Below are 19,623 nucleotides of genomic sequence, written 5' to 3' on the forward strand. Positions count from 1 at the left end.
ATCCGACCAGGGAGCATGGACCACGCAACGACACGGTTCGACAGTTCGATCGGAAGGGACGCCGGAATGGGCACCCAGCAGGAAAAGGACGAGCTCTACGCTCTCGACATCTCGGGCGTGGAGTGGCTGAGCGCACCCGGCACCGAGGACGTCGAGGAACGGGTCGAGATCGCGCATCTGCCCGGCGGCGGGGTCGCCATGCGCTCCTCGCTGGACCCGGACACCGTCCTGCGGTACACCGAGGCGGAGTGGCATGCCTTCGTCCTGGGCGCCCGCGACGGTGAGTTCGACCTCAAGTAGGCGCCACAGTCGGTACGTGGGTGGCGGCCGGGCCCGGCCGCCACCCTTCGCCGTTCTTTGCCGGGCGGTACGGCCTGCCGGAGTGCGCCCCATGGCGATTAGGGTGGGTGGGGCGCGGCACAGGAAGACCCGCGAGCGGGTTGCGCGTCGCAAGGGGGAGAGCCGGGCGTACCGGGCCCGATGAGACCGGTCGCCCCCACCCACCACGGCACAAGGGTGCTCGACCACACCAGGAGGCACAGTGAACAGCGATCGGGACGAGATCCGCGGCGGATGGAACACGCCCGTCGACGAGTCGTCCGACGCGGATCCCGCCGAGATGACGGGCGAGTTCACCATCGACTACACCCCTCCCGCCTGGTACACGCAGAACGCGGCGGGGGACTCTTCGGGCGGCGCGGGCTCGCACCTGGCACCGCCTCCGCCGCCGCACGGGACCCCGGTCTCGGTTCCGGAGCAGCCGTCCCGGCCCGGGTTCGACCCCGACTGGGCCCCCGCTCCCCCGGCGCCGCCCACGGCCACGCCGCCGCCCACGCCCGCCGAGCCCGCGCCCGCGGAGGCGGCTGTTCCGGCCGCATCCGCCGAGGCTTCCGGTGACCCGGGCCCGTTCGGCGGTGGCGATGTGGAGAGCGGCGCCACGATGCGCTTCTCCCCGGCCGCCCTCAAGCGGGAGATCGCGGAGCGCGAGGCGGCGAAGGCTTCCGGTGCGGAGCCGGGTGCGGACCTGTCCGGTACGGGGTCGGGTTCCGGCTCGTCCGGTACGGAGTCGGGTTCCGGCTCGTCCGGCACGGAGCCGGGCCAGGCTTCCTCCCGTACGGAGTCGGGCCCGGCTTCCTCCCGTACGGAATCGGCCTCTTCGGACATCGACGGTACGGGGTCGGGTTCGGCCTCCCACGAGGCTCCGGAGCACCCGGACTCCGCTGCCGCGCCGGAACCGGCGGTCGTGGACGCCCCGGCCGAGGCGGACGACGACGCGGACAGCCGCAGCGCCATGAGCAGCGACGGCACGGACACCGACAGCGGCAGCGGTACGCCCGGAGCCGGCGCTCCCGACGCCGAAGCAGGCTCCCCGGCCGACGCCGTACCGCAGGCCACCGCTCCCCAGGACGCCCCGCCCGCCGCCCTTCCCGTACCGCAGCCGTCCGCGGCACCGGTGCCGTGGTCCGCGCCCGCCGAGGGAAGCGGGCTGCCGCCGCTGCCGCCCGCCTTCCAGCCGGCCGCTCCGCAGCCCACCGCCCCGCAGCCCGCGGCACAGTGGCCCGCCCCGGTCCCGCCCCACGAGGCCCCCGGCGGCTACGGCTTCCCGCAGGCCACTCAGCCGCCGCAGGCCCCCCAGGGCGCGGGCGGCTACGGCTTCCCGCAGCAACAGCACCAGCAGCCTCCGCAGGGTGCACCGGGCGGCTACGGATTCCCGCAGGCCCAGCCGTCGGCCCCGCTCCCCCCGCAGGCCTCCCCCAACCTCCCTGTCCCGCAGCAGCCGGAGCCGTACCACCAGCAGGGCCAGCAACAGCAGGGCCAGCCCCAGCAGGGTCGGCAGCAGCCCGGACAGCCCCAGCCACCCCACGCCCAGCAGCAGGGCCCGCAGCAGCCGGGCCACCAAGGCGCCCCGGGTCAGCCCGTCGACCCGCGCGCCGGCGGCGCCTGGCCGACCCCGGTCACCCACGATCAGCGCGAGCGTTCCGTGCCGGGCGCGCCGCTCGGGTACACGGCCGCCGTCGAGCTCTCCTCCGACCGGCTCGTGCGCGGCAAGCAGAAGGCGAAGAGCAGCCGTAACCCCTCCGCCGTCTCCCGGTTCAAGCTGGGCGGCAAGAAGGAGGAGGCCGAGCGGCTGCGGAAGCTGGAGCTGATCCGTACGCCGGTGCTCTCCTGCTACCGGATCGCCGTCATCAGCCTCAAGGGCGGCGTCGGCAAGACCACGACGACGACCGCGCTGGGCTCGACGCTGGCCACCGAGCGGCAGGACAAGATCCTCGCCATCGACGCCAACCCGGACGCGGGCACGCTCGGGCGCCGGGTGCGGCGCGAGACCGGGGCGACGATCCGCGACCTGGTCCAGGCGATCCCGTACCTCAACTCGTACATGGACATCCGCCGGTTCACCTCGCAGGCGCCGTCCGGCCTGGAGATCATCGCCAACGACGTGGACCCGGCGGTCTCCACCGCGTTCAACGACGAGGACTACCGGCGCGCGATCGACGTGCTCGGCAAGCAGTACCCGATCATCCTCACCGACTCGGGCACCGGCCTCCTCTACAGCGCCATGCGCGGCGTGCTGGACCTCGCCGACCAGCTGATCATCATCTCCACGCCCTCGGTCGACGGTGCTTCCAGCGCCTCCACCACGCTGGACTGGCTCTCGGCGCACGGGTACGCGGACCTGGTGCAGCGTTCGCTGACCGTCATCTCGGGCGTCCGCGAGACCGGCAAGATGATCAAGGTCGACGACATCGTGCAGCACTTCGAGACGCGCTGCCGGGGTGTCGTGGTCGTCCCGTTCGACGAGCACCTGGCGGCGGGCGCCGAGGTCGACCTGGACATGATGCGGCCGAAGACGCGTGAGGCGTACTTCAACCTCTCGGCCCTGGTCGCCGAGGACTTCGCGCGCGCTCAGCAGCAGCAGGGCCTGTGGACGGCGGACGGCCAGAACCCGCCGCCGCAGTACGCCCCGCCGATGCCGGGCCGGCAGAGCTACCCGGCGCAGGGCCAGCCGATCTCCGGCCGGCAAAGTCAGCAGGGACACCCGAGCCACCCCGGCCAGCAGCCCCACGCGCCGCACCAGCCCCACGGCCCGCACCAGCAGCCCTACCCGCCCCAGCAGCAGCCGTACGCCCCCCAGCAGCCCGCCCCAGGCCAGCCCTACCAGCCGCAGCAGCAGCCGTACCCCGGCCAGCAGGGGCAACAGGGCCAGCAGGGGCACCACGGCCAGCCGGGCCACCCCGCCCAGCAAGCTCACCCAGGCCAGCCGATGCCCGGTCAGTCCATCCCGGGCCAGCCCATCCCCGGCCAGCCGTTCCCGGGTCAGCACCCCTACCCCGCCCAGCAGTCCCAGCCGCCGTACGGGGGATATCAGCAGGGCGCCCCCCAGCCCCCGCAGCAGCCCTATCCCCCGCAGCCCGGCCCGGCCGGACCGCAGAACGGGTGGCCGCAGTCGCCTCCGCCGCAGGGCCAGTCGGGTGCACCGGCCCCCGTCGCTCCTCCGCAGGGTCCGACAGGTGGTCAGCCGGGTGGTCAGGACAACCCGGCAGGCCAGCCCGATCTGCAGGGTCCGGTGGATCCGGCCGGGTGGCAGCAGACGCCTCCGCAGCCGCCGCAGGCCCCTCACCAGTAAGGCGTTAGAGGTCTACACCAATGAGGGCTCGCACCGCTCGCGCGGTGCGGGCCCTCATCGCTGTTTTCCCAGCCCACACGCGGTTTGACGGACCGTTGACGAGCCTCGCGACCGCTGATAAACCTTCGCTTCACCAGCTGGCGAACCAGAGATCAACCCGCCTTCTCAAGCGAGTGATGACGCGAGGTCCCCGTCCATGGTCACAAGAGTCTCCTCCCGCACCCCCCGGCCCGGCGGGCGCCTGCGCACCCTGGTCGCCTCGGGCGCGGCCGCCCTGGCGCTCACCGCCGGGGCCGTCGTCCCGGGCAACCCGCTCGCGCCCGTGCCCTCCGAGGCTCGCGCCGACGACGGGAAGACGACGCTCACGGTCGCCGTCGCGCAGAGCGTCGACTCGCTGAGCCCGTTCCTCGCCCAGCGACTGCTGAGCACGAGCATCCACCGGCTCATGTACGACTACCTGACCAACTACGACGCCAAGGACAACAAGGCGATCCCGGGCCTGGCCACCGCCTGGGAGCCGTCGGCGGACAAGCTGACGTGGACGTACACGATCCGGCCGGACTCCCAGTGGTCCGACGGGCAGCAGGCCACCGCCGAGGACGCGGCCTGGACCTTCAACAAGATGATGACCGACGAGGGCGCGGCCACCTCCAACGGCAGCTTCGTCTCCAACTTCGAGAAGGTGACCGCCCCCAGCAAGGACAAGCTGGTCATCCAGCTCAAGGAGCCGCAGGCCACGATGGCCGCGCTGGATGTGCCGATCGTGCCCAAGCACGTCTGGGAGAAGGTCGGCGACTTCTCCAAGTTCAACAACGACAAGGACTTCCCCGTCGTCGGGAACGGCCCGTTCATCCTGACGGACTACAAGGTCGACAGCTTCGTGAAGCTCAAGGCCAACAAGGACTTCTGGCGCGGCTCGCCCAAGTTCGACGAGCTGGTCTTCCGCTACTACAAGGACCAGGACGCGGCCGTCGCCGCCCTGCGCAAGGGTGAGGTGTCCTTCGTCGCGGGCAGCCCGAGCCTGACCCCCGCCCAGTCCGCCTCGCTGGAGAACGCCCCGGACATCAAGGTGAACGACGCGCCGGGCCGCCGCTTCTTCGCGCTCGCCGTCAACCCCGGGGCCCGTACCAAGGCCGGCCAGAAGTTCGGTGACGGCCACCCGGCGCTGCTGGACCAGAAGGTGCGGCACGCGCTGTTCATGGCGGTGGACCGCAAGACGATCATCGACAAGGTCTTCCAGGGCCACGCGGTGGAGGGCGAGGGCTACATCCCGCCGCGTTTCTCCGACTACTTCTGGAAGCCGTCGGCCGGTCAGAAGCTCGCCTACGACCCGGCGAAGGCCTCGGCCCTGCTGGACGAGGCCGGGTACGAGAAGAACGGCGCGGGCAAGCGCGTCGGCAAGGACGGCAAGCCGCTGAACTTCCGCATCCTCTGCCACGCCACCGACCCGAACGACAAGGCGATCGGCAAGTACCTCCAGGAGTGGTGGGGCGAGCAGGGCATCGGGCTGAAGGTCGACTGCCTCGACAACGTCTCCGACCCCTGGTACGCCGGTGAGTACGACCTCGCGTTCGACGGCTGGTCGGTCAACCCGGACCCCGACTTCGTCCTCTCCATCCACACCTGTGCCGCGCTGCCGTCCAAGGCGAAGGAGTCGGCCGCGACCGACAACTTCATCTGCGACAAGCAGTACGACGAGCTCTACAAGAAGCAACTGGCGGAGTACGACCCCGCCAAGCGGGCGGATCTTGTGCGGCAACTGGAGTCGCGGCTGTACGACACCGGGTACATGAACGTCATGGCGTACCCCAATGCCGTCGAGGCCTACCGCACCGACCACATCAAGTCCATCACCACCATGCCGGCGGCCGCGGGCAACATCTACGGCCAGGACGGCTACTGGAGCTGGTGGTCGGCGGTCCCGGCCGCCGGGGCCTCCTCGTCCGGTTCCTCCGACTCCGGTGGCTCCTCCACCGGAGTGCTCGTCGGAGTCGGGATCGCCGTCGTCGTCCTCGCCGGTGGCGGACTGCTGTTCGCCATGCGTCGCCGCTCGACCGCGGAAGACCGTGAATAGTCCATGAGCTCAGAATCCACTCCCGCGCTGGTCAAAGGCGCGGCGGGCGTGGAGAGCACCGCGTCCGGCGGCCCGGCTCCGGCCGGGCCGCCGGCCCGCTCCCCGCGCTCCCGCTCCACGGCCGCCTACCTCCGCTACGCGGCGGGCAAGCTGGCCGGTGCGGCGGTCTCCCTCTTCGCCGTCCTCGTCACCAGCTTCTTCCTCTTCCGGCTGATCCCGGGCGACCCGGTCAAGCAGATGACCGGCGGCCGTCAGGTGTCGACCGAACAGATCGCGGCGATGCGCCGCGAGTTCGGACTCGACCTGCCGCTCTGGCAGCAGTTCACGCAGTACTGCGGCAAGGCCCTGACCGGCGACTTCGGTACGTCGTACCAGTTCCGCGCGCCCGTCATCGACAAGATCTCCGAGGCGCTGCCGGCGACGCTCCTGCTCACCGGCACCGCCTTCGTCATCTACACGCTGCTCGGCATCTGGCTCGGCGCGCGCTCCGCCTGGCGCAACGGCTCCGCCGGCGACCGGACCAACACCGCGTTCGCGCTGACGCTGTACTCGGTGCCGTCGTTCTGGCTCGGCCTGCTCCTCATCATCACGCTCTCGGTCGGCATCGGCCCGGTCCCGGGGCTCTTCCCGACCGGAGGCATGGAGTCCGGCACGACCACCGGCTTCGACCGCGTCCTCGACATCGCGCACCACATGGTGCTGCCCGTCATCACGCTCGTGGCGGTGGAGTACGCGCGCACGCTGCTGGTGATGCGCTCCTCGCTGCTGGACGAGATGGGCAGCGACTACCTCACGACCGCTCGCGCCAAGGGGCTGCGGGACGACCTCGTACGCCGGAAGCACGCCGTGCCGAACGCGATGCTGCCGACGGTGACGCTGCTGTTCGTGAACCTCGGTACGACGGTGGCCGGGGCGATCCTGGTGGAGACGGTCTTCTCCTGGCCGGGCCTCGGCGGCCTCTTCTACCAGGCACTGAGCGTGCCCGACCTGCCGTTGGTGCAGGCACTGTTCTTCGTCTTCGCCTCCGCGGTGATCCTGATGAACACGCTGGCCGATGTGATCTATCCGCTGCTCGATCCCCGGGTGGGCCGATGACTGTCACGACCGACAAATCCGAAGGCGTGACGACGGACAGCCCGCGCGCCCTCACCCGCGCCCGGCGGCGGCAGGCCGCGCTCCGCTTCTGGCAGCAGTACCGCACGCACCGCGCCGGTCTCGTCGGCCTCGCCGTGCTCGTGGTCATCGCGCTGCTGGCGCTGGCGGCTCCGCTGCTGGTCGGCGCCGACTCCAAGAGCGTGACCGACGCGCCGGGCGGCCCGATGGAGGCGCCGAGCGGTCAGTTCCCGCTCGGCACCGACCAGTTCGGCCGCAGCCTGCTGGCCCTGATGCTCTGGGGCACCCGGGTCTCGCTCACCGTCGGCCTGCTGGCCGCTTTCCTCTCCGTGGCGATCGGCACGCTGATCGGGATCACGGCGGGCCACTTCAAGGGCTGGTACGCCACCGTCATCATGCGTATCACCGACTGGTTCCTGGTGATGCCGACCCTGGTTCTGGCCATCGCCCTGGCCACGGTCCTCTCCCGGTCGATCTGGACGACGATCCTGGCGATCGGCGTGACGACCTGGCCGACCACCGCCCGCCTGGTCCGGGCGCAGACGCTCTCCGTGGAGTCCCGCCCGTACATCGAACGCTCGCGGGCGCTCGGCGGCGGCCACCGGCACATCATGTCCCGCCACGTCCTGCCGAACGTCATGCCGCTGGTGCTCGCCCAGACCACGCTGGTGATCTCCACCGCCATCCTCACCGAAGCCACGCTCGCCTTCCTCGGGCTCAGCGATCCGACGATCGTCTCCTGGGGCGGGCTGCTCCAGGACGCCCGTGAGGCGGGCGCGGTCAGCTCCGGCAACTGGTGGTACCTCGCTCCGCCCGGACTCGCCATCGCCGTGGTCGCACTCGCCTTCACGCTCTGCGGCCGCGCCATCGAGTCCGTGCTCAACCCCAAGCTGGGGGTGTCCCGTTGACGGCGACAACCACGACCACTCCGCCGAACCCGGACCCGTCCGCCGCGCCGGACCTCTCGAAACCGGTCGGTGACCCGCCGCTCCTGGAGGTGCGGAACCTGACCGTCACATACGGAGGCACCGTCCCGGCCGTACGGGGCGTCGATCTGCGGGTCGAGGCCGGGCAGAAGCTCGGGATCGCCGGGGAGTCCGGCTGCGGCAAGTCCACACTGGCCCTCGCGCTGCTCCGCCTCCTGCCCGCGTCGGCGAAGCTCACCGGCGAGATCCTGCTCGACGGCGAGGACATCCTCACCATGAAATGGGGGCGGCTGCGGGCGGTCCGCTGGGCGGGCGCGTCGATCGTCTTCCAGGGCGCGATGCACTCGCTGAACGCGGTGCACCGGGTCGGGGACCAGATCGCCGAGCCGATCCTGCTGCACAGCAAGGCCACCCCGGCCGCCGCCCGCAAGCGCGCCGGGGAGCTGCTGGAACAGGTCGGCCTGCCCGCCGCCCGCGCGCAGGCGTACCCGCATGAACTGTCCGGCGGTCAGCGCCAGCGCGTGATGATCGCGATGGCGCTCGCCTGCGATCCGCGCCTGATCGTCGCGGACGAGCCGACGACGGCGCTGGACGTGATGATCCAGGCCCAGATCCTGCGGCTGATCGAACAGCTGGTGGCCGACCAGGACGTCGGCCTGATCATGATCAGCCATGACCTGGCGGTGCTGGCGGACACCTGCGACCGGCTCTCGGTGATGTACGCGGGCCGGGTCGTCGAGGAGGGCCCGGCCCGGCAGGTGTACACGGAGGCCCGCCACCCGTACGGCCGGGCGCTCTCCGCCGCCTTCCCGAAGATCGGCGACCTCTCCTCCCGGCGCGCCCCGCGCGGCCTGCCGGGCGACCCGCCGGATCCGGCGGCGCTGCCGGACGGCTGTACGTTCCATCCGCGCTGCCCGGTGGCGCTGGACTCCTGCGCCACAAAGGACCAGGAGCTGCGGGCGGCGGGCGGCGAGCGGCGGGCGGCGTGTGTGCTGGTGGACACGGACGGCAAGGCTAGGAGCACCTCATGAGCACGGCCCCCCTTCTCAGCGCCGAGGCCCTGAAGGTCGCGTTCCCCGGCCGGCGCGGCGCCGCCACCGCCCGCGCCGTGGACGGCGTCGACCTGGACATCCGGCCCGGCGAGATCGTCGCGCTGGTCGGTGAGTCCGGGTGCGGCAAGACGACGCTCGCCCGCTCGCTGCTCGGCCTGGTCCCGCCGACCGCCGGCCGGGTCACCTTCGCGGGTGCACCGCTCGACTACGCGGGCCGGGCGCTCAAGGCGTACCGGAAACGCGTACAGCTGGTGCTCCAGGACCCCAGCGGCTCGCTCAACCCGCGCCACACGGTGTACGACGCGGTGGCCGAGGGCCTGCGCATCCACGGGTACGCGGGTGACGAGCGGGAGGCCGTCTCGGAGGCCCTCTCCCGGGCCGGGCTGCGACCCCCCGAACGCTTCTTCCTGCGCTACCCGCACGAGCTGTCGGGCGGACAGCGCCAGCGCGTGGTGATCGCCGGTGCGCTGGTGCTGGAGCCGGAGCTGATCGTGGCGGACGAGCCGGTGGCCTCGCTGGACGCCTCGGTACGGGGTGAGATCCTGGCCCTCCTCCTCCGCCTCCGCGACGAACTGGGCCTCTCGGCGCTGGTCGTCACCCATGACCTCGGCCTCGCCTGGAACATCGCGGACCGGGTGGCGGTGATGTACCTCGGCCGGATCGTCGAGACGGGCCCGGTCGAGCAGCTGCTCACGGCGCCTCGGCACCCGTACACGCAGGCCTTGTTGTCCGTCCTCCCGGAGGCGGAGACCGAACCGGTCGTCCTGACCGGCGAACCGCCGGACCCCTCGAAGGTCCCGTCCGGCTGCCGCTTCCACGTCCGCTGCCAGATCCTCGCCTCGGGCAAGGCGGAGCGTGCCGGTGTGGCGGAGGCGTGCCGCACGGTGAACCTGCCGGTGCTGAACGGCGGCGGAGACCCTCAGGTGGCCTGCCACTGGGCGGCGGCGTGCGGCGGGGAGGCCTGAGGCGGGCCGGCCGACGAGCCGCCACCACAGACCGCAAAGAGTTCTTCGCAAAGAACCCTTTGCGAAGAACTCTTTGCGATCTAGAGTCTGCCGCATGACAGACAACACACCGCACCCTTCCGACGCCACGTCGGAAGACGAGGCATCGGTCGTCCTCGACGCCAAGGGGCTGCGCGCCCTGGCGCATCCGGTCCGTGTGCAACTGGTCGGCCTGCTGCGGAAGTACGGCCCGTCCACGGCCACCCGTCTCGCGGAGCGGCTGGGGGTGAGTTCCGGGACGGCCAGCTACCACCTGCGGCAACTCGGCGCGGCCGGCTTCGTCGAGGAGGACACGGAACGCGGCAACGCCCGCGAACGCTGGTGGCGTTCGGTGCACCGGACGACCTGGTTCAACGATCCGGAACTGGCCGAGCGGGAACCCGAGGCCGCCCTCGCCTACCAGCAGTCCGTCGCCTCCATCTACGCCCTGCGCACCCAGCAGGCGCTGAACGGGCTGCGGACGATGCCCCGCGTCTGGCGGGAGAGGTTCGACCTGAGCGACTGGGTTCTACGGCTCACACCCGAGGAGACGACCGCGCTCTACGAGGAGTTGTCGGGTGTCATCGGCCGCTACCGGCGGGACACCCCGGAGAACGCGGCGACCGCCCCGGCGGGCGCGGAGCGGGTCGGCCTCATCACCCACTTCCTGCCCGAACTGGACGCCCCCGCCCCGTCCTCCGCCCCGGAAGCGGAGACACCGTGACCGCCGGGGACCCGGGCGGCACCGGCGTCATACCCGCCGAACGGTCCTTACGGCCGCTGGCCGGGGTGCTGGCGGCCATCGCCGCGTCCGTGACCGGCACCCGGATCTCCCTCATCGCGCTGCCCTGGTTCGTCCTCGTCACCACGGGCAGCGCCACCCGAACCGGGCTGGTCGCCTTCTGCGAGATGGCGCCGTACGTCCTGTTCAAGGCGTTGTCCGGCCCGCTGGTGGACCGTACGGGCCCACGGACCGTCTCCTGGACCATGGACCTGGCGAGCGCGGCCGCCGCAGCGGCGATCCCCCTGCTGCACACCCTGGACCAGCTCTCCTTCCCGCTCCTGCTGGGCCTGGTCGCGGTGATCGGGGCTGCTCGCGGCCCGGGCGACCTGGCAAAAGAGGTCATGGTCCCGGAGGCCGCCGAGCGCGCCGGAACCCCCCTGGAGCGGGCCATGGGCCTGTCCGGCGTGATCGAACGGCTCGCCTCCACCATCGGCCCGGCGACGGGCGGCGCCCTGGTGGCGCTGCTCGGCCCCATGACCGGTCTGGTCGTCAACGCGGGCTGCTTCGTCCTCGGTTCGGTGATCGTCGCCGTCGCGCTGCCGCGCGGGACGGGACGACCGGCCGTGCCCCCTTCCACGACGGATGACGCGGAAGGCGCGGAGGAGGCGGGCTACCGGCGGCGGTTCGGCGAGGGCTTCACCTTCCTGCGCGGCGACCCGTTGCTGCTCGCGGTCATCGTCGTGGTCGGGATCACCAACCTGCTGGACGCGGCGCTGAGCAGCCTGATGATCCCCGTCTGGGCCGGGGAGTCGGGGAACGGCCCCGCGGCGATCGGCCTGGTCAGCACGGTGATGGGGGCCGCCGCGGCCGGCGGGAGCCTGATCGCCGCGATGGCCGCCCACCGGCTGCCCCGCAGAGCGGTGTTCCTCGTCGGGTTCCTGCTGGCCGGGGCCCCGAGGTTCCTGGTCCTCGCGGTGGACGCCCCCCTGGGCGTGGTGCTGGCCGTCTTCGCCGTCAGCGGCTTCGGCGCCGGGTTCATCAACCCCGTGCTGGGCGCCGTCTTCATCGAACGGGTGCCGCGCCGGATGCTGGGCCGGGTCAACGCCCTCGGCGACTCGCTGGCCTGGTCCGGCATCCCGCTCGGCGGGCTGCTCGCCGGGGCTGCGGTGACGGCCGCCGGTCTGACACCGGTGCTGCTCGTCTGCGGGGCCGCGTACTTCCTCACCACGACCCTGGCCGGACTGCGGCCGGAGTGGCGGGCCATGGACCGTTCACGCGGGGACGGCGTACCGCAGGAGGCGGCGACGAGCGGCGAGCGTCCTTAGAGACGAGGCCTCCCGTGGTGGATCGCCCCCGTCAGCTCGCCGAGCGGCCGCCCGGTCCCGCCCCAGCGGTGCTGGATGATCTCGGCCGCGATGGAGACCGCCGTCTCCTCCGGCGTGCGGGCTCCGAGGTCCAGGCCCACGGGTGAGGCGAGGCGGGAGAGGCGGGCCTCGTCCACTCCGGCCGCACGGAGGCGGGCGAGGCGGTCGTGGTGGGTGCGGCGGCTGCCCATGACGCCGATGTACGCGGCCGGGGTGCGCAGCGCGGCGATCAGCAGGGGCACGTCGAACTTCGGGTCGTGGGTGAGGACGCAGATCACCGTCCGGGCGTCGACCTCGGTCGCCTCCAGGTAGTCGTGCGGCCAGGCGCGGACGACCTCGTCGGCGGTCGGGAAGCGCTCGCGGGTGGCGAAGGCGGGGCGGGCGTCGCAGACGGTGACCCGGTAGCCGAGGAAGGAGCCGATGCGCGCGGTGGCCGCGGCGTGGTCGATGGCGCCGAAGACGAGCATGCGGGGCGGTGGCGCGTACGTGCGGACGAAGACGGACACCTCCGCCATCCGGCGCTGGCCGTGCGCCCCGTACCACTGGATGCCGGTCAGGCCCTGCTCCAGCAGCCCGCGCGCGTCGTCCGTGACGGCGGCGTCCAGCCCCTCGGAACCCAGCGTGCCGTGTACGCCGGTGGCGCGGACCACCATCCGCGCGCCGGCCTCCGCCGCTCCCGACAGGACGGTGGCCTCCGCGACCGGCACATCGGCGGCGATCAGGTCGAGCAGGGCCGCGAGATCGGCGAGCTCGGCCTCGGAGGCGTACGCGCGCACCAGCACCTCGATCGTGCCGCCGCACGTCAGCCCGACACCGAACGCCTGGTCGTCGCTGATCCCGTACGCCACCACGCGCGGGCCCGACCCGGCGAGCACCTCGCGGGCCACCTCGTACACATCGCCCTCGACGCAGCCGCCCGAGACGCTGCCGAGGACGGCACCCTCCGCGTCGACGGCCATCACCGCGCCCGGGTCGCGGGGCGCGCTGCCGTGGACTGCGACGACGGTCGCCAGGGCGAGGGGCGTACCGGCGGCGCAGCGGGAGCGGAGGTCGGGCAGGAGGTCGCGCACCCTGTCAGCATCCGCCGCTCGGAGGCGCGGCGCACGGGGAGCGGGTGCGTCAGTGGGTGCGGTCGTACGCGGCGACCAGCTCGCTGCACCGCTTCACATCGGCGGCCATCGCCACCAGGAGGTCGTCGATCGTGTCGAACTTCAGCATGCCGCGTACGTACGCGAGGAAGTCGACGGCCACGTGCAGCCCGTACAGGTCCAGGCCGACGCGGTCGATCGCGTACGCCTCCACCGTCCGCTCGGTGCCGTCGAACTGCGGGTTCGTGCCGACCGAGATGGCGGCGGGCATCGACTCGCCGTCCACCTCCAGCCAGCCCGCGTAGACACCGTCGGCGGGGATCGCGGTGTGCGGGAGGGTCTCCACGTTGGCCGTCGGGAAGCCCAGCTCACGGCCACGCTGCGCGCCGCGCACCACGATGCCCTCGACGCGGTGCGGGCGGCCGAGGATCTCGGCGGCTCCGGCGACATCGCCTTCGGCGACCAGGCGGCGGGTGAGCGTGGAGGAGAACGGCTGGCCGCCGCCGGCCGCGCCGGTCACGAACAGGTCGATGACCTCGACCGAGTAGTCGTAGGTGGCGCCCAGCTCGGTCAGCAGCGCCACGTTCCCGGCGGCCTTGTGGCCGAAGCGGAAGTTCGGGCCTTCGATGACGGCCTTGGCGTGCAGCTTGTCGACGAGGACCTTCACGATGAAGTCGGCGGGCGACAGCTTCGAGAACTCGGCGGTGAACGGCAGGATCAGCACCGCGTCCACGCCCAGCTCCGCCATGAGTTCGGCGCGGCGGTGGTGCGGGGCGAGCAGCGGCGGGTGGCTGCCGGGGCGGACGACCTCGCTGGGGTGCGGGTCGAAGGTGACGGCGACGGACGGAACGCCCAGCTCACGGGCGCGCTCGACGGCCCGGCCGATGATCAGCTGGTGTCCGCGGTGCACGCCGTCGTAGGAGCCGATGGTGACGACGCTGCGTCCCCAGTCCTGGGGGATGTCCTCCAAGCCACGCCACCGCTGCACTGTGACCGCTCCTCGCCCGAACCTGTGTACGTGTGTATGTATGCCGATTACGCAGGTCTAAGACTGCCATGCTCACGCCCCGCCGCCTGCATCGGCATCGGCATCGCCTGACGTGATGTCTCCAACGCCTCCACCGTGCGCCGGGCGCTGGGACCGACCACCGCGGCCCACTCCTGCGGGGCGTCGGCGAGCCAGCGGATGACGAGACCGCCGAATCCGGGCACGTCCCGGGCGAGTTCGACCAGGCGGCGGTCGAAGCGGGCGGCGCCTTCCGGGGTGCGGACGAGGAGCATGCCGGTGCGGTGGACGAGCGCGCGCGTACGGACCTCCGGGCGGGCTCCCGCGCCTGCTGCGGCGGCCTGGAGGAGCGCGTCCAGCACGTCCGGGTCGCGGCCGGTGGACTGCTCGAACTCCAGCAGGACCTCCAGCAGCTCGGCCCGCAGCGGCCGGGAGGCGGTGGACCCGGCTCCGGCGAGGACCCGGGCCAGTGCGGCGCGGACCGGTGGCGGGGCGGGGCGGTCCCGGAGGAGGCCGGTGACCAGGGGCAGGAGGAGGGCGCGGGCGGCGGGGCCGTGTTCGAGGCGGAGGTCGACGTACTCCGCCGCGTGCGTGCCGTCATCGGGGTGGGCGTCGATGTACTCGCGTACGAGCCCGGCGACGTGCAGCGCGAGTGCGGGCGTGTCGAGTCCGGCCAGCGCCCGCAGGACCGCCGCCGCGCCGTCGCCGGGGCGGGCCAGGCGGGCGCGGAGGGCGGCGAGGACCGGCTCGGGATGGAGCGGGAAGACCTCGGCGAGCAGTTCCACGGGGAGGCGGGGGTCGCCGTGGGCGAAGAGGCGGAGCGCCTGCGGGAGGTGGCGGCCCCGGCTCTTCGGGTCCCGGACGAGGAGGGTGAGGGCGGCGGCGTGGAGGCCGTCGTCCCCGGGGCGGGCGAGCAGCTCCGACGCGGCCGAGCGGAGCAGGGCCCGGTCGCCGTCGGCGGTGATGCGGGGCTGGAGGAGTCCGGCGTACCGGGCGGCGGCGGAGCGGCGGGCCGGGCGGTCCTCGTCACGGGCCCAGCGCTCGACGGCCCGGCAGAGCGCGGTGGGGTCGTCCTCTGCGAGGGCGGCGAGCAGCTCACCGGCCCGCTGGTGCGGGGTGGCGATCAGCGCGTCGGTCAGCTCGTCGACGGCCAGGTCGCGGCGGGCGTACAGCAGGGCCTGCGCGGCGGCGGCCACGGTGGGGCGCAGGGGCACGTCCGGTGCGTCGGGGCCGACGGCCAGCAGCGGGCGCTCGTCGGTGAACCAGCGGCAGAGCAGCGGCTGCACGGCGACCGGAGCCAGCGCGAGGCGGCGGGCCACCGCGTCGAGGTACCGCTCGTCGCCGTCGGTGCGGGGCACGCCGTCGGCGGGCACCAGGCGGCGGAGCAGGTCGATCCGGTCGTCCTCGGGCAGCCTCAGCCGCCGCCAGAACCAGGGCCCGAACTCTCCGTACGCCCCTGGTTCCACCGGCCGGCCGGTGGCGCCGGCCGAGCGCCGGGTGATGCGCCCGGCGAGGACCCGCAGAACACCGAGGTACGGACGCGCGTCGGGCACCCGGAGCAGGCTGCCACCAAGGAGGTGGGCGGCCCACCAGGCGGCGTCCTCGTCGCGCGGGCGGCGGAGGCGGTGCCCCGCGCCCGCCGGTGCGTCGAGCGCCGGGCCGAGGTGGCGGGGGCCCTCGGCGTCCTCGTCGTGCGGCGGGCGAGCGGCGTCGGCGTGCGGCGGGCGAGCGGCGTCGGCGTCGTGCGGGCCCTCCTCCGCCCACAGCCGGTCCAGCGCCTCGATCAGGTCGGCCATCCGGTGCGCGAGCGCGGCCGTGCCCTGGCGGCGGCCGAGGAGCACCATCGCCTGGATCACCGGCCCGATCCGGTGCCGGGGCACGGGCAGGGAGCGCGGCTCCCCCTCGGTGCTCGGCGGACGCACCGCCCCGCCGCTCCCCCGGTGCCAGCGGTGCACCAGGGAGCGGAGCGCCGCGTCCAGGTCCAGATGCGCGCCCTGCACCCAGTCGCCCAGCTCCTCGTGGGCGAAGCGGTAACCGGCCCCGGCCGGTACCAGGAGCCCCTCGGTCAGCACGGCCGAGGCCCACCCGGTGCGCCACGGGAAGACCTCCTCGAACGCCTGCCGGTCCAGCTCTCCCTGTCCCGGCCCCAGACACCGCCGGGCCGCCTCGTGGACCTGGCCCGCGACCCGGGCGGCCAGCCGGCGTACGGCGGTGCCGCGAGGCTGCTCACCGGCGGCGGCCGCGATCCGGACCGCGATGCGCACGCACATGAGGTCCAGGTGGGCGCCGAAGACGTCCTCGGTGTCGGGGCGGCCCGGGACGCCGGGCGGCAGGGCCTCGCGGACCTCGGCGAGGAGCCGCAGCGTGAGCGGGTGCCGGTCGTGGCCGGGAGCGAGGGCGTGCGGCGGGATGCCGAGGCGCTCCTTGGCCCGGTCGGCCTGGCCGGGCGTGAGGTCGGCCAGGCGCAGCGACGGCGGCAGCGCCCGGGCGGGGCGGTGCGGGCGGTGCAGGGCGCCGGGCGGGTAGAGGGCGCCGGCGGTCTCCCAGTGTTCGGGGCGGCAGGCGACGACGAGCCGGACGCCGTGCTCGCGCAGCCAGCCGACGGTGGCCGCCGTCCACTCGGCGAGCCGGTGGGCCAGGAGCGGCGGCATCTCCTCCGGGCCGTCCAGGACGATGAGGAGCGGGTGGCCCGCGTGGGCGGCGAGGCGGGCGATGCGTTCGGCGGTGGCCGTGGCCATGTCACCGAGGGCTCCGGCCGCGGCGACGATCCGGGCCGAGCGGGTCAGCGTACGGTCGGCCGCGTCCACGACGGAGGTGTCGTCGGCGTGCAGGTCGGCGCCGCGCAGCCAGAGCGTGGGGGCGGGGGCCGTGGCGTCGGCGCGGCGGGCGGCGAGGGCGGCCAGCTCGGTGGTGCGGCCGGTGCCGGGTCCGCCGACGAGGCCCAGGACCGTGCCCGTACCGGCTTCGAAGGCGGCCAGCTCGGCGTGGATGTCCTCGCGCTCGACCGGTGCGGTGCGTGCCTCGGGCCCGTCCGCCGAGCCGACGGAGGTGGCGGTGAGCTGGAGGGCGCCGGCGAGGTTGAGGTCGGGGCCGTAGGCGGGGGCGGCGGTGGCGTTGCGTACGAGGAGGGCGTCGAGGGCGGCGTCGGCGCCGCGCGGGATCGGCAGGGCGAGCCCGGCGGACTCGTACGGGGTGGTGAGGGCGGTGCAGAGGAGGCCGAGGACCGCGCCGGTGGCCGGGTCGGTGACCGGTCCGCCGATCGCCGCGCCGCCGGAGCGCAGGGCGTCGCGGCCGTCGGTGCCGAGGGCCAGCTCCAAGGCGGCCGGGACTGCGTGGCCGGAGCCGTCCGGGGCGGTGTAGGTGGCGGGGGCCGTACCGAGGACGCGGGCCTGGCGGCGGCCGTGGGCGGCGATCCCGACGTAACGTCCGGGCTCGGTCCGCTCCCGTACGGCGATGGGCAGCGGGTCCACGCCGAGCGTCCCGGAGCCTCCCGTACGCAGGAGGGCGAGGCCGAGGGCGGGGAGGGCGGTGATGTCGTCGGGGCCGACGGAACAGGTGCGGCCGCCGGTGCCGTGCAGGAGGTACGGGCCGGGGGCGGCGGTGGCCTGGTGGGCGGTGACGACCGTGCCGCGGTCGTCCGCGACGAAGCCCGTCCCGCGCGGCCGGCCGGCCTGATCACAGATTCTCACCAGCGTCGACCGGTCCCCACTGCCCATGGTCCGACGGTAGGCCTCCGGTGATCGCCCGGAGGGGCTCGGACCGGGAACGCGCCCCCCGCGCCCCCGGTTTTCGCTCCGAGCGCCCGTCCATCAGGGTGAATAGGCGTGTCCTGGCGGAGCAGAGATGGTCCCGGGGTGGGGAAGGTGGAGCGGGCACCGGTGGGGGTGGGTGCCCGCTCCATACGATCCGGGGATCAGGCGAAGACGGCGAGGCTTTTGGCCTTGCCCTTCTCCTCCTCCACGAGCACGAGGAAGGTCCCGTCCGGGCCGAAGACCGCGACCGGCCCCGGCGGGTGGGCGGGCATGTCCAGCCGTACGCCGTTGAGGAGCAGCTTGGCGCGCTTCTCGTCGACGTCCCAGCGCGGGAAGGCGGAGGCGGCCGCGTCGGCGACCGGCATCACCGTCAGCTCCTCCTGGTGCTGGTCCAGGGTGCGGGCCGCGTCCAGTCCGTAGGGGCCGACGCGGGTGCGGCGCAGCGCGGTCAGATGGCCGCCGACGCCGAGTCCGGCACCGAGGTCGCGGGCCAGCGCGCGGATGTACGTCCCCGAGGAGCAGACGACGGAGACGACCAGGTCCAGGACGGGCGTGCCGTTCTCGGCGACGGCCTCGCGGACGTCGTAGACGCGGAAGGAGGAGACGGTCACCGGGCGGGCCGGGATCTCGAACTCCTCGCCGCCGCGCACCCGCGCGTAGGACCGCTTGCCGTCGATCTTGATGGCGCTGACCTTGGACGGCACCTGCATGATCGCGCCGGTCAGCGCGGCCACCCCGGCGTCGATGCCCTCGCGGGTCACGCCGGACGCGTCGGTGGAGGAGGTGATCTCGCCCTCGGCGTCGTCGGTGACGGTGTCCTGGCCGAGCCGGATCGTGCCCAGGTACTCCTTCTCGGTGAGCGCGAGGTGGCCGAGGAGCTTGGTGGCCCGCTGGACGCCGAGTACGAGGACTCCGGTCGCCATCGGGTCGAGCGTTCCGGCGTGGCCGACGCGGCGGGTGCGGGCGATGCCGCGCATCTTGGCGACGACGTCGTGCGAAGTGAAGCCGGACGGCTTGTCGACGATGACAAGGCCGTCCGGCGTGGTGGTCTGCTCGGTCATGCGGAGGCGGGACCCTCGTTCTTGTCGGCGGGGGCGTCGGCCTCGTCGTCCTCGTCCTCGGGCTTGCGGTACGGGTCGGCGTCGCCGGCGTACTTGGCGCCCGTGGAGACCTCGCGCACCTCCGCGTCCTTGGCCCGCGCCTTGTCGAGGAGGTCCTCGATGGTGCGGGCGTTGTCCGGGAGGGCGTCCGGGACGAAGGCCAGGCTCGGTGTGAACCGGACCCCGGTCTGCCGGCCGACCTCGGAGCGGAGGACGCCCTTGGCGCTCTCCAGCGCCGCGGCGGAGGCCGCGCGCTCCTCGTCGTCGCCGTAGACCGTGTAGAAGACCGTGGCCTCCCGCAGGTCGCCGGTGACCCGGGCGTCCGTGATCGTCACGAAGCCCAGCCGCGGATCCTTGATTCGCCGGTCCAGGGTCTCCGCGACCACGACCTGGATGCGATCGGCCAGCTTGCGGGCCCGCGCGTTGTCGGTCACCGGTCCGTCACTCTTCCTTCTGGTTTTCGCTTGCGTGTCAGTCTTCGTCACTGTGCAGTCGCCGTCTCACCGACAGCAGCTCCACCTCGGGGCGGGCGGCCACCAGCCGCTCGCACCGGTCCAGCACGTCCGTCAGGTGTCCGGTGTCACCGGAGACCACGGCGAGGCCGATCTCGGCCCTGCGGTGGAGATCCTGCCCGCCGGTCTCCGCCGCACTCACCGCGTACTTGCGCTGGAGTTCGGCGACGATCGGACGGACGACGGAGCGTTTCTCCTTCAACGACCGTACGTCGCCGAGGAGCAGATCGAAGGACAGGGTCCCCACATACATGTGTGTCCGGATGTCCCGCCGGTTCGGGTTCGTGCCCCGCCAGAGCTT

15 protein-coding genes are annotated in these 19,623 nt (G+C 73.3%); 9 read left to right on the forward strand and 6 right to left on the reverse strand.

Annotated features, from left to right (window positions below; genetic code table 11):
• The first annotated feature begins 66 nt into the window (after positions 1–66).
• The 9 genes from ACIRR8_RS04270 to ACIRR8_RS04310 all read left to right on the forward strand — a co-directional run bounded on the left by ACIRR8_RS04270 (position 67) and on the right by ACIRR8_RS04310 (position 11,825).
• Positions 67–300, forward strand: coding sequence for a DUF397 domain-containing protein (locus ACIRR8_RS04270; protein ID WP_404058780.1), 234 nt, complete (start codon positions 67–69; stop codon positions 298–300).
• Positions 301–541: 241 nt separating this feature from the next.
• Entirely contained in the window at positions 542–3,628 is a 3,087-nt protein-coding gene (locus ACIRR8_RS04275) for an SCO5717 family growth-regulating ATPase (protein ID WP_404058782.1), read from the forward strand.
• Between the two features lie 196 nt (positions 3,629–3,824).
• A complete protein-coding gene (locus ACIRR8_RS04280) occupies positions 3,825–5,702 on the forward strand; it encodes an ABC transporter substrate-binding protein (RefSeq protein WP_404058784.1) in 1,878 nt (625 codons plus the stop codon).
• A gap of 3 nt (positions 5,703–5,705) precedes the next feature.
• Entirely contained in the window at positions 5,706–6,797 is a 1,092-nt protein-coding gene (locus ACIRR8_RS04285; protein ID WP_404058787.1) for an ABC transporter permease, read from the forward strand.
• Positions 6,794–7,723 carry an ABC transporter permease gene (locus ACIRR8_RS04290; protein WP_404058790.1) on the forward strand — a complete coding sequence of 310 codons (930 nt, stop codon included), beginning with the start codon at positions 6,794–6,796 and terminating at the stop codon, positions 7,721–7,723. Before ACIRR8_RS04285 ends, ACIRR8_RS04290 begins: the two co-directional genes overlap by 4 nt.
• Positions 7,720–8,772 (forward strand): ABC transporter ATP-binding protein, encoded by a 1,053-nt coding sequence (locus ACIRR8_RS04295; protein WP_404058793.1) that lies wholly within the window; start codon positions 7,720–7,722, stop codon positions 8,770–8,772. Before ACIRR8_RS04290 ends, ACIRR8_RS04295 begins: the two co-directional genes overlap by 4 nt.
• Positions 8,769–9,758, forward strand: a complete 990-nt coding sequence (locus ACIRR8_RS04300) for an oligopeptide/dipeptide ABC transporter ATP-binding protein (protein WP_404058795.1) — start codon at positions 8,769–8,771, stop codon at positions 9,756–9,758. Before ACIRR8_RS04295 ends, ACIRR8_RS04300 begins: the two co-directional genes overlap by 4 nt.
• 94 nt (positions 9,759–9,852) lie before the next feature.
• Positions 9,853–10,500: an ArsR/SmtB family transcription factor gene (locus tag ACIRR8_RS04305; protein WP_404058797.1), complete on the forward strand. Its 648-nt coding sequence runs from the start codon at positions 9,853–9,855 to the stop codon at positions 10,498–10,500.
• On the forward strand, positions 10,497–11,825 hold the full coding sequence (locus ACIRR8_RS04310) for an MFS transporter (RefSeq protein WP_404058800.1): 1,329 nt from the start codon (positions 10,497–10,499) through the stop codon (positions 11,823–11,825). The genes ACIRR8_RS04305 and ACIRR8_RS04310 overlap by 4 nt, the downstream gene beginning before the upstream one ends.
• On the opposite strand, the gene ACIRR8_RS04315 is transcribed toward ACIRR8_RS04310, so the two are convergent.
• The 6 genes from ACIRR8_RS04315 to ACIRR8_RS04340 form a co-directional block, all read right to left on the reverse strand.
• Positions 11,822–12,934 carry an XdhC family protein gene (locus ACIRR8_RS04315; protein WP_404058803.1) on the reverse strand — a complete coding sequence of 371 codons (1,113 nt, stop codon included), beginning with the start codon at positions 12,932–12,934 and terminating at the stop codon, positions 11,822–11,824. The two genes, ACIRR8_RS04310 and ACIRR8_RS04315, sit on opposite strands and share 4 nt — an antisense overlap.
• Positions 12,935–12,983: 49 nt before the next feature.
• Positions 12,984–13,940: a bifunctional riboflavin kinase/FAD synthetase gene (locus ACIRR8_RS04320; RefSeq protein WP_404058806.1), complete on the reverse strand. Its 957-nt coding sequence runs from the start codon at positions 13,938–13,940 to the stop codon at positions 12,984–12,986.
• A gap of 47 nt (positions 13,941–13,987) precedes the next feature.
• A complete protein-coding gene (locus tag ACIRR8_RS04325; protein WP_404058808.1) occupies positions 13,988–17,674 on the reverse strand; it encodes a serine protease in 3,687 nt (1,228 codons plus the stop codon).
• A 197-nt stretch (positions 17,675–17,871) separates the two neighbouring features.
• Positions 17,872–18,771, reverse strand: coding sequence for a tRNA pseudouridine(55) synthase TruB (gene truB, locus ACIRR8_RS04330; protein WP_404058811.1), 900 nt, complete (start codon positions 18,769–18,771; stop codon positions 17,872–17,874).
• On the reverse strand, positions 18,768–19,244 hold the full coding sequence (gene rbfA, locus ACIRR8_RS04335) for a 30S ribosome-binding factor RbfA (RefSeq protein WP_109163314.1): 477 nt from the start codon (positions 19,242–19,244) through the stop codon (positions 18,768–18,770). Before rbfA ends, truB begins: the two co-directional genes overlap by 4 nt.
• Positions 19,245–19,281: 37 nt before the next feature.
• Positions 19,282–19,575: a DUF503 domain-containing protein gene (locus tag ACIRR8_RS04340; RefSeq protein ID WP_015611818.1), complete on the reverse strand. Its 294-nt coding sequence runs from the start codon at positions 19,573–19,575 to the stop codon at positions 19,282–19,284.
• Positions 19,576–19,623: the final 48 nt, after the last annotated feature.

The sequence above is a fragment of the Streptomyces sp. NPDC101178 genome, assembly GCF_044767965.1.
GTDB lineage: Bacteria > Actinomycetota > Actinomycetes > Streptomycetales > Streptomycetaceae > Streptomyces.

Excerpts from the sequence above, each read along its gene's own strand:
- truB (WP_404058811.1), bottom strand. The coding sequence starts at position 18,771 with ATGACCGAGCAGACCACCACGCCGGACGGCCTTGTCATCGTCGACAAG.
- ACIRR8_RS04270 (WP_404058780.1), top strand. The coding sequence starts at position 67 with ATGGGCACCCAGCAGGAAAAGGACGAGCTCTACGCTCTCGACATCTCG.
- ACIRR8_RS04340 (WP_015611818.1), bottom strand. The coding sequence starts at position 19,575 with ATGTATGTGGGGACCCTGTCCTTCGATCTGCTCCTCGGCGACGTACGG.
- ACIRR8_RS04290 (WP_404058790.1), top strand. The coding sequence starts at position 6,794 with ATGACTGTCACGACCGACAAATCCGAAGGCGTGACGACGGACAGCCCG.
- ACIRR8_RS04285 (WP_404058787.1), top strand. The coding sequence starts at position 5,706 with ATGAGCTCAGAATCCACTCCCGCGCTGGTCAAAGGCGCGGCGGGCGTG.
- ACIRR8_RS04325 (WP_404058808.1), bottom strand. The coding sequence starts at position 17,674 with ATGGGCAGTGGGGACCGGTCGACGCTGGTGAGAATCTGTGATCAGGCC.
- ACIRR8_RS04300 (WP_404058795.1), top strand. The coding sequence starts at position 8,769 with ATGAGCACGGCCCCCCTTCTCAGCGCCGAGGCCCTGAAGGTCGCGTTC.
- ACIRR8_RS04305 (WP_404058797.1), top strand. The coding sequence starts at position 9,853 with ATGACAGACAACACACCGCACCCTTCCGACGCCACGTCGGAAGACGAG.
- ACIRR8_RS04280 (WP_404058784.1), top strand. The coding sequence starts at position 3,825 with ATGGTCACAAGAGTCTCCTCCCGCACCCCCCGGCCCGGCGGGCGCCTG.